We start from the raw sequence: 14,892 nt of genomic DNA, 5'->3' as shown, positions 1-14,892 counted from the left end.
TTAACGCTTTATCAGTTGAGGATATTAAAACTATAGAAATCATAAAAAATCCTTCGTCGAAATATGAAGCTGAAGGAAAAGCAGTAATTTTAATTACACGAAAGTTGAGTAAAAAAGATGGTTTTGAAACTAATATATCTGAAGTTGCTTCTTTAAAAAAAAGATATAATAATTATTTGGGAATAAATTCAAGTTTTAAAAAGAATAAAACAGAAATAAAAACTAATTTTAGTTATAATCAACTAAGTCCTTGGGAAAGTATTGGGAATAATTTTGAAATTTCAAATAACAATATAACTTCAGATTTTATTGCTGAATCTTATACAAAAAGACGTCAATTTATTCTTGGAGGTGGTATTTATCATCAAATTAATGAAGCTGATTACTTATCATTTAATATTAGTGGGAAAATTCAAAAAGACAATGACAAAAACACGACAAATTCTTTCATTGACCAAAACAATATTCAAAATAACATTGAAACATTGAATAACAATGATGAAAACAGAAATTTTTTAAATTCGTTTGTAAATTACAACAAAAAAATAAAGAGTTTAGACGCAAAATTATTTACTGGTTTTCAATTCTCCAGTTTTAACCAAAAATCAAATAGCGTAATCCAAAATAATTATGATAATACTCAATTTGACTTAACACAAAACAGAAATCAAAAATTTAATGTAAATGTATTTTCAGGTAGAACAGATTTGGAGAAATTATTTAAAAATGAAATGAAATGGGAAATTGGGGCATTATATTTATCAGCAGACGCAAATACAAATTTTGAGCTTATAGATTTTATTTCAAATAACAATGAGCTTACAAATTATAATTTTAAGGAGAAAAATATAACAGGTTATACTCAATTGTCTGGGAAAATTAAAAAATTAAATTATTTGTTTGGTATAAGAACAGAAAATACGAACATTAAAGGAAAATTTAAGATTGATGATAATTTATTGATTGATAAAAATTACACTAATTTTTTTCCTAAATTTCAGCTTGATATACCACTAGATAGTACAAAAACTATAAGTCTTAATTATGCAAAAAGTATTTCAAGACCTAATTATTCATCAACAAGCCAAATTTCAATTTATACAAATCCTTTTTTAGTATTTTCAAGAAATATCAATTTAAACCCAACAATATCAGATGAAATTTCGGGGACTTTTCAGTATAAAAATAAATCTGTAAAGCTAAATTTCTTTCAAAGTAAAGATCCAGTATATTTTGCATTTTCATATGATTCTTCAATAAATTTGATTTCATTTAACTCTATTAATTATGCTAAAGAGTCTGGGGTTAATTTAGAATTTATGCTTCCATTTAAACAAAAATTTTGGACTTCTACAAACAATTTCAATTTTATCCTAAACAAAATTGAAGATAAATCTGCTGTTTTTAATGAATCAAAACCATATTTATACTATTACTCAAATCATATTTTTGAATTACCAAAAGAATTTGATATTTCTGTTACAGGTTGGGGTTTTACAGAACGAAGTGAAGGAGTTTTTAAAAGAAACTCATTATTCATAATGGATTTAGCATTATCTAAAACGTTATTTAAAAATTTTGATTGTACCTTAAGCTTTAATGATGTTTTTAGAAATATGAATTTTAATGAAAACTTCACAATAAATGATATAGCTTCAGAAGGAATATATTATACTGATACAAGAGAAATATCGTTTTCAATAAGTTATAAATTTGGAAGGATTAAAGATTCAAATTATCAAGAAAGAAAAATTGACGAAAACTCCAATCGAATTAGATAAAAACAACACACAACAGATAAGGTTTCGTTGCGGCTGCAAGCCGAACAATGAAACCTGTGTTGAACGGAACCGTTCATTGGCAGGAACTATGGAGTTATCGTAAAGTTATTTGAGTAAATTTCAAGAGGATTAAGTGTCCTCTTTTTTTGTGAAGTAAAATCAAGATGGTTTTTACGTGTTTTCCTTTACTTTCGGGCATACGTCACCTTACCCTTAAAATTAGTTTTCACACGGATTTAGATTTTGGCCACCGCTAAAAAACCATCGATAGCTATGGTTTCGCCACCTATCAAATCAGCATCTTTCAAGAACGAAACAAATAGTTTAAATAGCTTTTTCAAGGCAGTGGGATTGTCTTTCTAAAATCTGAGATGCTGTCGTAATTGGGACGAATATCCTTTAAAAGCTATTGCATTTCAATGTTTCTTAAACATTCCTTTACTAGATCTCGATCATTCCTGACCCCGTTGAAATAACAATATAAATACATCTTTAGAAATACTTTATTATTGAAACTCGAACGACCTTCAGTCTTGAGCGCTTTTACAGCACAATCGCGTTTAGAGAAGTCTATATATTCGACAAAAACATATATTAATAACACCAAATTATCAGGCTTATAGTATCTTTTAAACTTGAAAAACACATTTGATGGCGGCAAATTCCGGTAGTGTGCTGCATTCTTAAAAATATGAAAAATCTTCTTTTCATACTAGTATTTTATTATATTTGATGATAATACAACGGAGGTTTTTTCTCAAACTGACGTTAGCAGTAATTATAAAAAAACGATACAATGAAGTAACTATTATTATTGACTTTAACTCTTATTTCTTTATCAACTTATGATCAGGAGGAAAAAACACAAATGAAATTATTGCTGGGGCTCAAATAATTGGCGGAACACTTTTAATGTTTACACCATTAGCGCCTGTAGGAGTAGCTTTAATTGGAGCAGGTTACTCATTTTGCAACAACTTACAATGAATACAAACAAACAGGCGATTGGAAATCTGCATCAAAAAATGCTGGAGTGTTTTTTAACGTTTCTTTTAAGACTGATTTGGGGTATGGCACGGACAAACAAAACGGAGTTACTCAAAGTGAGCCGGTTGTAAAGTCTAAAACAGTTAAAGAGGTGAAAAAAGATAAAGGAGACGATTCGTTTCATCCTGGACAATATTTAGCTAATTTCAATCAGATATTGGATTTGATTTTTTAAAATTTAAAGGATCGCATTATGGTGTTCCTGAGTTTGAGTCAAGCGTAATGACTGGAGGAGCTATAACTCCTGGACCATTTGTTCTTTATCCTACTGGGGCAAGTAGTAATGAATATTATAGTACCCATGAACCTGGCCATGTATTACAATTTAGATTAATAGGAACTTATTATTTGCCATTTATTGCTATACCAAGTTTTCTAACATCTAGAATGGAAAATTCAGAAAATTTTTACATTGAAAAAACTGCAAATCAATTATGGTATTGGTGGTCTGGGGAATTTAATCCTAAAAATCCTGTTTATTTAAAAAACTAACATTATGAAAAATAAATTTTTATTAATAGTGTTACTATTAATATTTACCAGATGTGAATATAATAAAGATAAGCTTAAAATTAAAAATGAAACTTCAAATAAATTATTTTGTGAAACAATAACTATTGATAAAGAAGATTATAATTATCACCAAAATTCAGGAGGAGCTATAATTCCTGCTCATTCTGTTGGCTCTCCAATTGTAAGAGGAGGTGAGAATAGTATAAAATCTGATATACTCCAAAATTCAGTAGATGGTTATTTGTATATTATTTACTATTTTCAAAAGGATCAAGAGTATATCAATAAAAACATAAGAACAATTATTTTTGATAAAAGATTTAAAGTTGGTAAATATAATTTGAAAGAATTAGATAGTTTGGGCTGGACAATTACTTATGATGGGAACTAGGTAATTTAAAACAATTTGCCTAATTCATAAAATTAGTTTTGAGAGGAAATGGTGTTTTGGCTACCGCCGAGAAAAAATCTATAGCTATGGTTTCAGGTTCTGTCGCATCTGTCAGAATCAAATATAAGAATTTAAGTAATTTAAAGTTTAATCAGCCAATTTACAGAAAGATTTAAACATAGTTAGCCATGGTCCAATCATCTGATTCTTTCTCAGCATATGGACAACTTCAATTCCGCTCAAGGTTCGTTTGGCCGATTCAAAGCTTTTAAAGCCTAACCCGTTTTGTATCCTCCATTTTATAAATCGATGATCCTGTTCTACAATATTGTTGAGATATTTACACTGTCGGATTTTAATCTTTGAGAAAGAACGCTTGTTATATACTTTAATCGCTGCGGTATTAGAACCACTTTTATCAATGTTAATTACTCATGGCCGGCAATTACTACCATTTGCTTTAATTAGAAACGACTGAGCACTCATTCTCTGTCTTTTTCTGGTCAAAAGAAAGTCTACTGTATTGCCTAATTTATCGACCGCTCGATATAAATAACACCAAATACCTTTTACTTTGATATGGGTCTCATCCATGCTCCAACTCGTCCCCACTCTTCATTTTCTCATCTTCATCTCTGAATCAAACAAAGGTAATAACTTATATACCCAACATTGAATCGTAGCATGATCAACAGAAACTCCTCGCATTTTCATGATCTCTTAAACATCACGATAGCTTAATGTAAACCTAAGCTTAAAATATAATGCCTGCAGTATAATAGATTTCGGATAGCAATAACCTTACGTATTCATGAGTTTAAGAATTTTAAACAGACAAAGATAAAACTTAACTTTAGATGCGACAGAGCCCTTATGTTCAATTCTGAAACTAATGAGCTATTGGATTGAGCTCATTTTTTTTGTTTAAAACTTAAGCTTTAAAACTACTTTTACAGCTTGACTTTTAAAACTACCTACTTGTTTTTTGAAACACACTACCAAATTTCTCACGCAGCTCACTAATCCAGAAGTCCTACTAAAGTAATACTACTATTTATTATTTTTTATATTTATAGTATCTTTGATCAAAACAGATATGCTTGCTACAGAACTGAACAGCATAAAACTTGCAATTTTAAACCAGATTCCTATATTTGAAAAAAATATTTGGCCTATAGCTAACTATTTTCAACATTGAAACGATTGTACCTATTAATTACAAAAAAATGGAAATTCAATATTTACCTGAGCAGATAGAAACCACCAGCGATAGTGAACTACAACTGTATGAGTATTTTATTTCGAAAAGTATCAATAAAAACAAGGTACAACTATCTAAAAATGTTTTTAGTTTCTTGCTCAACGGTACCAAAGAACTCATCACTCAAAACCACACAACCCGCATCGAAAACGATAAATTTGTTATTATCAAAGCGGGCAATTGCTTGATGAGCGAAAGCATTTCTTTGAGTCAAAATTACCGCAGTATGTTGCTTTTTTTTTCAGACAAAGCCGTTGAGGACTTTCTAAAAAAATACGATTACAAGAACAATCACAAACAAAATAACGATCCTTTTATTATCACAGAATACGATCGAGTGATTCAAAATATTGTTAAAAGTTTGGTTCACCTTCAAACACAACCTGTTGATTTTATCAACAAAATGCTGCCGTTAAAATTTGAGGAAATCTTATTGTATCTCATACAAATAAAGGGAGTCGATTTTTTATTGAATTTTGTTCAACATCAAAACCCATCGGCAAAATCATTTGTAGATACAATGCACAAAAATGCTTTGAAGAATTTAAGCATCCAAGAGCTTTCGTTTTTATGTAACATGAGCGTTTCCACTTTCAAACGCTACTTTGATAAAGAATTTCAAACAAGCCCAATTCGATGGTTTCAAGAAAAAAGACTAGAGCACGCTGCCTACTTATTGCAAACCAAAAAAATGCGTGCCTCTGATGTGTACGAAGAAATAGGTTTTGAAAATTTATCGAGTTTTGTTCAAGCGTACAAAAACAAATTTGGAACCACTCCAAAACAATCACAAATTAATATTTGACCTTTTAGCAACATTTTTTGAGCTTTTTACTTTTAGATTTTATCTCGATATTAATGAATTTTGTAGTGTAATTTTTAAACTATAAATCATGCAAAAATCATTTTTATTTTTATTGGCTGTATTACTTTTTACAGGTACTCTTTTTGCTCAAAAAACGTTTACGCTAAGTAGTAAAGATCTGGGCGGATCCTTTACCATTCAAAACGAGTTTAATGGATTTGGCTGTAACGGAAACAATGCGTCACCCCAATTAAGCTGGGCAAATGCTCCAGAAGGAACCAAAAGTTTTGCTATTACGTGCTACGATCCAGATGCGCCTACAGGAGCAGGTTGGTGGCATTGGGTATCTTTTAACATTCCGTCAAATAGTAATGAAATTGTTTCCAAAGCAGGAAATCCAGCTTTAAATTTAATGCCTGCAGGAACAATTCAAAGTACTACAAGCTTTGGCGCAACTGGTTTTGGGGGTCCATGTCCACCGGCGGGTCATGGTATTCACACCTATATTTTTACTGTTTACGCACTAAAAACAGACAAACTAGTATTAGACTCAACTGCTAATCCTGAGTTAGTTGGCTACAATTTATGGGCCAACACCATCGCAAAAGCAACTATTGTCGCACATTATAAAAGATAACATTATGGGAACATTACGCAAAGCAACCGCCACATGGAACGGTACCGGATTAGAGGGAAAAGGAACTCTAAACTCCCAAAATCAATTTTTTAATAACACTCCTTACAGCTTTAATTCTCGTTTTGAAAACGTAGATGGTACACAAGGAACCAATCCAGAAGAACTCTTAGCTGCAGCTCACGCAGGATGTTTTGCTATGGCGTTGAGTTTTGCTATCACTCAAGCTGGTTTTACTCCAGAAGTTTTACATGTTGAGGCCAAAGTAGCACTCGACGCTGCTGGCGATGGATTTGAAATCTCCGTAATCAAACTTCATTTAACTGGTGAAGTAAACGGAATGACTGAAGCACAATTTAACGAATTAGCCGAAGCGGTAAAACTAGGATGCCCAATTAGCAAAGCATTAAGTGCAACACCTATTGAATTAATTACCCAATTTACAACCAAATAAGTATAAAAAAATGAACATTACATTACAACAAGCAGAAGCAGTAATCACTGCAGCAAAAAACAAATCAGTAGAAATTGGCACTAAAATGGACATTTGCGTAGTAGATGCAGGTTCAAATCTAGTTGCCTTTGCTAGAATGGATGGTGCATGGATAGGCTCTATTGACATTTCATTCAAAAAAGCAAAAACATCAGCATGGTTCACCATGGACACTGCCACTTTAACTCCGTTGGTAAAACCTGATGCTCCGTTGTACAACATAGAGCACAGTAATGGCGGATTGATTACTTTTCCTGGAGGTGTTGTTATCAAAAACAATGCTGGTGAAGTAATTGGAGCTATTGGAGTAAGCGGCAGCACCGTAGAAGACGATCATACTGTAGCAGAATTTGCAGCCAAAGCGATCCTGTAACTTACAAAACCTAATTTTTAAAAGCCTGACAAATATTTGTTTTGTTAGGCTTTTTTGTTTGAAGTCTAAAAGTTAGAAGAGTTCACTAGATTATGAATAAAACCGAATAAAGTATATATTTACCATGCTTTTGCTCATCAACAAACTGAAATAAATTACGCTAATCCAATGAAAACCTACCAAGACCAACTACAAATTGTACATTCTTTTCATGAAATGGGATAAACGATTGCTGCAGCGCAGTTCTTGATTGAAGAATACGGATTAACACACCCTAATTTCAAGAGTTTTGAACTAAGAGAAAAAGCAAAGCCTAACTTTATCTTGATGACTACCCAAGGACCACGGGCTGGACCACAAATTATTCGGATACCGGAGAATACTTTTGAATATCCGCTACATTTAATGCTCAACTTACTCCTGCATGAGATGATTCACGTGGCACAAAAAACGCCTCAAAACTCTATTGCTGACAAAAACGAGAGAGAATGGCAAGCGTATTATGAAATGATTTATCATGAACAATACCCCCAAGTTCCTGAACTATCTTATTTTCACAAACGCTTTTTTGCAAATAAAGCACTAGAGTATTATAACCGAATGGGCGAAGGCTCAACACTGCAAATAAAATACGGAACACAAAACAAAAATTAGACACATTACTGCAAGAATTACAAAAAAAGTAGTTTGTACCCACAACTCCATTTAACAGCAAAATAGCCTTAAACAATCTATATGCTAATGGTTTATTAAACTTTAGGTTAACCGTATACAAAACAAGGGAAAAGTTGCTATTTTAGCCATCCCAAATCAATATAGTAAACATGAAAACCACAAAACAAAAAATTGGTCTTTTTTTTAAGATATTCCTCGTGGTAATATGCCTTATTGTTGGAGGTTTTTTTGTGTTTAGAGATGCCGTTTTACAACAAACTCTAGATAAAATATCAAATGAAATGACGGTGGACTACAACAATACATTTACGGTGAAAAATGCTTCTTTTGATGTTTCGTTTGGTTTGAACTTATTCGAAATAACACTTGTTCCAAAAAATGCCGATACCCTATTTAAAATAAAAAAACTAAAAACAAGCGTCAACTTGTTGAAGCTATTTACAGGAGATGAGCAGTTGGGAACTCTAGAAGTTCACGATGGCTTTAACAAAAAACTTAAATAATTATGGATTTTACTTTGCCGGCCACTCTAAAGGAAAGATCTATTTAGGAAATACCATTTCTCTTATAACTATCATTGAGTTTGACAGCACATTGCAACATAAAAAACAATATTCTATTCAACTTACACCGTACACCTTACCTTTTAGAGCCGTTAGAACAAAAATTGTGGGTTCCTATTTTTTTCTTTACGATGGTTTTATTCCTATCATTTATCGGGGTTTAACTTCTAATTGGAAAGCTACCATTTGGGTTACCAAAAAACCTTACTTTACTATATTACAACCAATTGACTCTACTCCTTGTGTATTTAGAGGACAACAATTAGGTACTTACGAAAATGTATTGGGTACCGTATCTTTACTTGATTCTTTAAAAATTAGAAAGCAAAAGCACTTATTACAAAAACAAATAGACGGTATTTTTGACACGGACGGAACCCTGACTTACAGTGAGGGTTTAAAGAAAATCGTTTACACGTATTTCTATCGAAATCAATTTATTGTAGCCGATACAGCTTTGCAACTTGTCCATCTAGTTACGACTATTGATACCACTACCAAAGCTAAATTAAAAGTAGTCAGAGTCAAAAAATCAGGAGATAGTAAACTTGCAGCTCCGCCCTATTCTGTTAATTTAACAAGTGTGGCCTTTAATCAACTTTTGTTTAATCAATCAGGGCTTCGTGGTCGTTATGAAAGTGAAAAGAATTGGAGCTATGCCTCAATAGTTGATGTTTATGATATTACCAATAAAACCTATTTATTCAGTTTTTATATCTACCATGAAAACAAGATGAAAATGAGTGATTTATTAATAACTGAGAAAGCTCTTTATGCAATAGTAGGACATCAAATTGTCAAATATACATTTGGAGCACCTATCCTAAAGCAACTGAAAAAATAAAATGAAAGATATACTGGCCAGTATCAGGGGTAAGATCGAAAACCTGTAGAAAAGAGTAGATCGAAATAATAATTATTAATTTTTTTATTATGAAAACAGATTTTTTAAAATTGATTGTGCTTCCAATGGTGGCATTCTCATTGGATAGTGCTGCTGCTGTAACTACTAGTATGGCTAAAGAAAGCCAAACAGCTACTGCAATTATTAATGGTTATATTCATTCACCACTCCCTTCCAGTTGTAAACTTATAAACGTAGATTGCGATGTTACTGGAAATGCTTTTTTTCTTGTCATAATATCCTATTTCAGTTATCTTTGAAAAGTACTACTTTTTCGGTTTCGTGCTACGAAGGTTTAGTTCAACTTAGTTTTGGCAAGAAATTGTGTTTTGGCTACCGCCAAGAAAAAATCTATAGCTATGGTTTCACCACTTATAAAATTAGCATCTTTCCATAACGAAACAAATAGTTTGAAAGTGTTGTTTGATGCGATTGGGTTATTTTTCTGACATCGGTAATGCTTTGGTAATTGGGACGATTATCCTCTAAAAGCCATTGCATTTCAATGTTTCTTAAACATTCCTTTTCTATATCTCGACCAATCCTGACCCCGTTGAGATAACCGTATAAATAGATCTTTAGAAACACTATAGTATTGAAACTCGAGCAACCTTCAGTCTTGAGCGTTTTAACAGCAAACGAACCTTAGAAATATCACTAAGCCCTACAAAGGGATCTATAAGTCGCACCTGATTATCTGGACTTATAGTGTCTTCTAAACTTCAAAAACCCATTTGTTGACGTGAAATACCTGTGATATGTTATCATTCTTAAAAAAACGAAAAACCTTCTTTTTATACAAGTATTTTGTTATATTTGGCGATACTACAAGTAGCTTTTTCCACAGACTTATGTTAACAGAAATGCTTCTGTAAATTGACGAATTCAATAACTAAACTATACAAATGGGCAAATATTTAATCTTAAGTTTACTATTAATTTCAAACACAATAATTGCACAGACAAAATTAGAGACAAACAAATCGAAAACTAATCATGTTGTAAAAAGAACAGAGGAAAAAATATTTTCTTTTGAACTGAGAAAAGATAAATACTATTCTATAATTGTTGAACAACAGGGAATTGATGTAATACTGTATCTAAAAGACTATCAAAATAAAATTATTAAAGAGCAGGATAGTCCAAATGGACAAATTGGTCCAGAAAAAATTATTTTTTCACCTGATAATTCAAATACATTTTTACTACATGTAAAACCGTTAGATGAAAAAGAAAATTCTCAGGAAGGGAAATTTTCCATATCAATTAAAGAAATACCAAAGAAATTAATGCTGTTTACAACTCAACAATTAAATAAAGATTTTGATATTTTGAAAAACGCTTTTATTGAGACAAAAGTTGGCCTTTGGTATAATACTTACCCACAGTTTGATAGTATTTGTAAGGTTCAACGAAGCAAAATAAAAGATAAAATGAATGCATTGGAATTTTATCAAATTGTAGCACCACTTGTATCATTTACAAAAGAAGGTCATAGCAATATCCGAATTTCAGATGATGTAAGTACTTACATAAAACAAACAGGAAAATATTTTCCATTTCTTGTAAAAATATTAAACGGTAAAGTATTCTTAATTAATGATTTGAACAATTTTAATACCAAAGGATTTATTCTTACGAAGATTAACAATAACTCTGTTGATAAAATTTTAGAAACATTTCTAAAAATTGAACCTTCTGACGGTTTTAATATGACCAGCAAATTCAAATGGATAGAAACTGCTTTTTCAAAATACTATTTACGTTTTTTTGAACTAAATCCGACGTTTTTCACTATCGAAATTGAAAACCCTACAACAAATGAAAAATTAACCTATAAAAATATTCCTTCTTATAACTTTAAGGAATTTTCAAATTTGCTTCCAAATTTACAAGCAAAAATTCCTAATTATAGTTTTACGAAACCATCAGCTTTTAGCATTAAAAAAGATATAAATTGTGCAATTCTTACTATAAATGATTTGAATACAAATGTGTTTGAAAATGGCAGAAAAGGTTTTAAACAGTATTTAGAAAATAGTTTTAAGGAAATTAGCGAAAAAAATATTCAAAATTTAATTATTGATTTAAGAAAATGCGAAGGTGGTACACAAGGAATGGAAGACCATTTGCTATCGTATCTTGTCAATAAAGAATATCAAAAGTATAAATATGTAGAAATACCAGGTTTCAACTATTCGTTTATAAAATATTCTGATTACAATGGTAAAGAAGATGACTTAATCAAAGATTTAAAAACAGACTTTTACTTAACTACAGATGGAAGATATTTGACAATGAATGGGCATTATGAAGGTGATAGTATTAAACCAAATAACTTTAAAGGAAATATTTATATTTTAATTAGCGGACTTACTTTTTCAGGTGGTTCTGAATTTGCATCATTAGCACGAAATTATACCAATGCAAAATTTTTTGGAGAAGAAACAGGCGGTGGATATTATGGCAATACGAGTGGTTCATTTATTTCTTATACTTTGCCAAATACCCAACTAACAGGTAGAATTCCACTGTGTAAATTTGTAGTAGAAACGAATAAAAACGATATTCCTTTTGGACGAGGACTAATACCTGATTTTTATGTACAATCAACCATTGAAGATTATATAAACGGAAATGACACCGAAATGGATTTTGTAATAAAAATGATTTCTAAAAAATTGAACTTCTGAGAACAGCTAGAATTTCGTTGCGTGCGTAGCACGAACAATGAAATTACTATTGATCAGAACCGTTCACTGGCAGGAACCATGGAGTCATCGTAAAGTTTTGAGAGAGAATTTCAAAAGGATTTAGTGTCCTCTTTTTTTCGAGAAGCATTTTGGGTTTAGTTTTGTGTTTTCCATCACTTTTGCACATAAATTCCCTTACCCATAAAATTAGTTTTGACAAGAAATTGTGTTTTGGCTACCTCCAAAAAACATCGATAGCTGTGGTTTGTCCACTTGTAAAATCAGCATCTTTCTAGAAGGAAACAAATAGTTTGAAAGTGTTCTTTGATGCGATTAGGTTATTTTTCTGAAATGGGTAATGCTGCGGTAATTGGGACAACAGCGTCGATGAGCTACTAAAGGTTCTTGTTTCTAAAACATTCTTTTTCTAGATTTCGCGCTTCTAACTCCGTTGAGATAACAATATGAATAGATCTTTAAAAACACTTTACTATTGAAACTCTGGCGACCTTCGGTCTTGAGCGTTTTTATGGCAAAATAGCGCTTAAAGATGTCAATATATTCGACAAAGTCATATATTAATCGCACCAAATTATCGGACTTTTAGTATCTTGTAAACTTGAAAAACGAATTTGTTGACGGGAAATACCTGTGTTATGTTGCATTCTTAAAAATACGAAAAATCTTCTTTTTATATTAGTATTTTGTTATATTTGATGATAATACAACGGAGGTTTTTTCACAGACTGACGTTAGCGGTAAGTTTCCAAAACCCACTAAATTTTAGAACAATAACATTATGACAAAATTTTCATTCCTCTTTTTTGTATTTCTTTCTGTTCATTCTTTTGGGCAAAAAAAATTAAATTCAAGCAAAAATAATTTTGATAAATCTGTATACCATTCGATGGATACAGTTGCAGACTCTTTTCTGAAAAAATCAGGAGCTAATTCTGTTTCAATAGCAATTGTTAAAAATAAAAAAACTTATATAAAACACTACGGAGAGTTGGATAAAGGAAAACGCAATAAAGCAACCAATCAAACACTTTTTGAAATAGGCTCTACAACTAAAGTATTTACAGGAACGCTTATGGCTAATGCTGTATTAGAAAATAAAATTGGATTAGATGACGATATTAGAAAATATCTCAATGAAGATTTTTCTAATTTAGAGTTTCAAGGCAAGCCAATAAAAATAAAGGATTTACTTGTCCATAGAAGTGGAATACTAACACCTTTTCCTGTTACTCAACAAATAAGAGAAAAATACCCTGCTGAACTTTTCCTTTATTATAAAAACAGACTCGATAAAGCGTATACTAAAGAACTTTTCTTAGCTGATTTACGAAAAGTAAAAGTAGATTCACTTCCGGGAACTGGCTATAAGTATGGTGCTTTAGCACCAGAATTGTGTGCTTATATTTTAGAAAATGTATACAAAAAAAGTTACGATGACCTATTAGATGACGAGATTTTTAAAAAAGAAGGAATGAAATCTACAAAACTTAATGTAGGAAATAACGAGATTCTTGCAAATGGCTATAATGCAAAAGGCGATATTATGGAACCTTTAACAATTAGTATTTGGGGAGCATCAAAATTTCTAAAATCAACAATGGATGATTTAAGCAAATATATCAAGTTTGAATTAAATCCAAATAATAAGGTTGTTATTGAATCTCATAGAAAAGTTTACTCAAAAATAGATATGGGATATTTCTGGGACACAGTAGCAGATGAAAATGGAAATACAAACTATATAAAAGACGGAGGTTCAAATGGAACTTCTAATATACTTAAAATTTTACCAAAATACAATCTAGGAATCTTGATTATTGCAAATCAAAATGATAGAACTACAGGCGCAAACATTGAAGATACTTTAAATAAATTAGAACTAACTTTAAAAGAGTATTAAAAAAACTACCGCTAACAGCTAGAGATTCGTTGCGTGCGCAGCACGAACAATGAAACTCCGGTTGAACGGAACCGGTCACTGGCAGGAACTATGGAGTTATCGTAAAGTTTTGAGAGAGAATTTCAAGAGGATTTAGTGTCCTCTTTTTTTGGAGAAGTATTTTTTGGTTTGCTATCGTGTTTTTCTTCACTTTCGAGCGTAAGGCCCTTAACCGTAAAATTAGTTTTGACAGGAAATTGTGTTTTGGCTAACTCCAAAAAACCATCGATGGCTATAGCTTCGCGACTTATCAAATCAGCAACTTTTAAGAAGGAAACAAATAATTTGAAAGTGTTTTATAATGCTATTGGGTTATTTTTTTGAAATCGGCAATGCTGTGGTAATTGGTACAAATATCTTCCATAAGCCATTGAAGTTCCATATTTCGCAAACATTCCTTTTCTAGATCTCGACCACTTCTGACTCCGTTGAGATAACCATATAAATAAATCTTTAGAAACACTTTACTATCAAAACTTGGGCGACCTTCGGTCTTGAGCGTTTTTATTGCAAAACCGAGATTAGAGAAGTCTATAGATTCGACGAAACATCTATAAATCGCATCTAGTTGTAGGAACTCATAGTATCTTCTAAACTTTAAAAACACAGTTGTTGTCGAGAAACACCTATGATTTGTTGTATGCTTAAAAATATGAAACATCTTAATTTTATAAGAGTGTTTTGTAATATTTGTTTATAAGTAAACTAAAGTTTTTTCACAAACTGATTTTGTTATAAATTATAAATGAATCGTAGAAGAACATAATATTAATAAATGAAAAAAAATATTATCCTATTT

General features: G+C 31.3%; 18 protein-coding genes and 1 pseudogene. 14 read left to right on the top strand and 5 right to left on the bottom strand.

Annotated features, from left to right (window positions below):
• Window positions 1-104: 104 nt before the first annotated feature.
• Window positions 105-1,781 (top strand): outer membrane beta-barrel family protein, encoded by a 1,677-nt coding sequence (locus tag AC061C_RS06755; protein WP_478290537.1) that lies wholly within the window; start codon window positions 105-107, stop codon window positions 1,779-1,781.
• 406 nt (window positions 1,782-2,187) lie between these two features.
• On the opposite strand, the gene AC061C_RS06750 is transcribed toward AC061C_RS06755, so the two are convergent.
• On the bottom strand, window positions 2,188-2,385 hold the full coding sequence (locus tag AC061C_RS06750; protein ID WP_478290540.1) for a transposase: 198 nt from the start codon (window positions 2,383-2,385) through the stop codon (window positions 2,188-2,190).
• A 345-nt stretch (window positions 2,386-2,730) separates the two neighbouring features.
• Between AC061C_RS06750 and AC061C_RS06745 the strand changes: the two genes are divergently transcribed.
• Genes AC061C_RS06745 through AC061C_RS06735 form a run of 3 tightly spaced genes read left to right on the top strand, consistent with a single transcriptional unit; the run spans window position 2,731 to window position 3,732 of the window.
• Window positions 2,731-3,003 (top strand): hypothetical protein, encoded by a 273-nt coding sequence (locus AC061C_RS06745; RefSeq protein WP_478290536.1) that lies wholly within the window; start codon window positions 2,731-2,733, stop codon window positions 3,001-3,003.
• 47 nt (window positions 3,004-3,050) lie between these two features.
• A complete protein-coding gene (locus AC061C_RS06740) occupies window positions 3,051-3,320 on the top strand; it encodes a hypothetical protein (protein ID WP_478290535.1) in 270 nt (89 codons plus the stop codon).
• 4 nt (window positions 3,321-3,324) lie between these two features.
• Window positions 3,325-3,732, top strand: coding sequence for a hypothetical protein (locus tag AC061C_RS06735; RefSeq protein ID WP_458566487.1), 408 nt, complete (start codon window positions 3,325-3,327; stop codon window positions 3,730-3,732).
• A gap of 147 nt (window positions 3,733-3,879) precedes the next feature.
• Here AC061C_RS06735 and AC061C_RS06730 read toward each other — a convergent pair.
• Window positions 3,880-4,512, bottom strand: a pseudogene (locus AC061C_RS06730) (IS6 family transposase).
• A 446-nt stretch (window positions 4,513-4,958) separates the two neighbouring features.
• Between AC061C_RS06730 and AC061C_RS06725 the strand changes: the two are divergent.
• The 8 genes from AC061C_RS06725 to AC061C_RS06690 all read left to right on the top strand — a co-directional run bounded on the left by AC061C_RS06725 (window position 4,959) and on the right by AC061C_RS06690 (window position 9,700).
• Window positions 4,959-5,798: a helix-turn-helix domain-containing protein gene (locus AC061C_RS06725; protein ID WP_478290534.1), complete on the top strand. Its 840-nt coding sequence runs from the start codon at window positions 4,959-4,961 to the stop codon at window positions 5,796-5,798.
• 88 nt (window positions 5,799-5,886) lie between these two features.
• Window positions 5,887-6,435, top strand: coding sequence for a YbhB/YbcL family Raf kinase inhibitor-like protein (locus AC061C_RS06720; protein ID WP_478290533.1), 549 nt, complete (start codon window positions 5,887-5,889; stop codon window positions 6,433-6,435).
• Between the two features lie 4 nt (window positions 6,436-6,439).
• Complete coding sequence (locus AC061C_RS06715; protein WP_478290532.1) at window positions 6,440-6,886, top strand: OsmC family protein; 447 nt, start codon at window positions 6,440-6,442, stop codon at window positions 6,884-6,886.
• Window positions 6,887-6,896: 10 nt separating this feature from the next.
• On the top strand, window positions 6,897-7,298 hold the full coding sequence (locus AC061C_RS06710; protein ID WP_309755596.1) for a GlcG/HbpS family heme-binding protein: 402 nt from the start codon (window positions 6,897-6,899) through the stop codon (window positions 7,296-7,298).
• 246 nt (window positions 7,299-7,544) lie between these two features.
• Complete coding sequence (locus AC061C_RS06705) at window positions 7,545-7,952, top strand: hypothetical protein (protein WP_478290531.1); 408 nt, start codon at window positions 7,545-7,547, stop codon at window positions 7,950-7,952.
• A gap of 170 nt (window positions 7,953-8,122) precedes the next feature.
• Complete coding sequence (locus AC061C_RS06700) at window positions 8,123-8,476, top strand: hypothetical protein (RefSeq protein ID WP_478290530.1); 354 nt, start codon at window positions 8,123-8,125, stop codon at window positions 8,474-8,476.
• The gene (locus AC061C_RS06695; RefSeq protein ID WP_478290529.1) at window positions 8,451-9,380 is read left to right on the top strand and encodes a hypothetical protein; all 930 of its coding nucleotides are present in this window, start codon (window positions 8,451-8,453) and stop codon (window positions 9,378-9,380) included. Before AC061C_RS06700 ends, AC061C_RS06695 begins: the two co-directional genes overlap by 26 nt.
• Window positions 9,381-9,469: 89 nt before the next feature.
• On the top strand, window positions 9,470-9,700 hold the full coding sequence (locus AC061C_RS06690; protein ID WP_478290528.1) for a hypothetical protein: 231 nt from the start codon (window positions 9,470-9,472) through the stop codon (window positions 9,698-9,700).
• Between the two features lie 112 nt (window positions 9,701-9,812).
• Here AC061C_RS06690 and AC061C_RS06685 read toward each other — a convergent pair whose 3' ends face one another.
• On the bottom strand, window positions 9,813-10,028 hold the full coding sequence (locus AC061C_RS06685) for a transposase (RefSeq protein WP_478290527.1): 216 nt from the start codon (window positions 10,026-10,028) through the stop codon (window positions 9,813-9,815).
• Between the two features lie 317 nt (window positions 10,029-10,345).
• Between AC061C_RS06685 and AC061C_RS06680 the strand changes: the two genes are divergently transcribed.
• Window positions 10,346-12,133, top strand: coding sequence for a S41 family peptidase (locus tag AC061C_RS06680; protein WP_478290526.1), 1,788 nt, complete (start codon window positions 10,346-10,348; stop codon window positions 12,131-12,133).
• A 799-nt stretch (window positions 12,134-12,932) separates the two neighbouring features.
• Window positions 12,933-14,054 (top strand): serine hydrolase domain-containing protein, encoded by a 1,122-nt coding sequence (locus tag AC061C_RS06675; RefSeq protein ID WP_478290525.1) that lies wholly within the window; start codon window positions 12,933-12,935, stop codon window positions 14,052-14,054.
• Window positions 14,055-14,176: 122 nt separating this feature from the next.
• Here the strand turns inward: AC061C_RS06675 and AC061C_RS06670 are convergent, their stop codons facing one another.
• Window positions 14,177-14,347, bottom strand: coding sequence for a hypothetical protein (locus AC061C_RS06670; protein ID WP_478290524.1), 171 nt, complete (start codon window positions 14,345-14,347; stop codon window positions 14,177-14,179).
• Window positions 14,348-14,397: 50 nt separating this feature from the next.
• Window positions 14,398-14,754 (bottom strand): transposase, encoded by a 357-nt coding sequence (locus AC061C_RS06665; protein WP_478290523.1) that lies wholly within the window; start codon window positions 14,752-14,754, stop codon window positions 14,398-14,400.
• Between the last annotated feature and the right edge of the window lie 138 nt (window positions 14,755-14,892).

It is taken from the genome of Flavobacterium sp. GNP010 (assembly GCF_056428945.1).
This window is presented reverse-complemented; position numbering and strand designations above follow the sequence as displayed.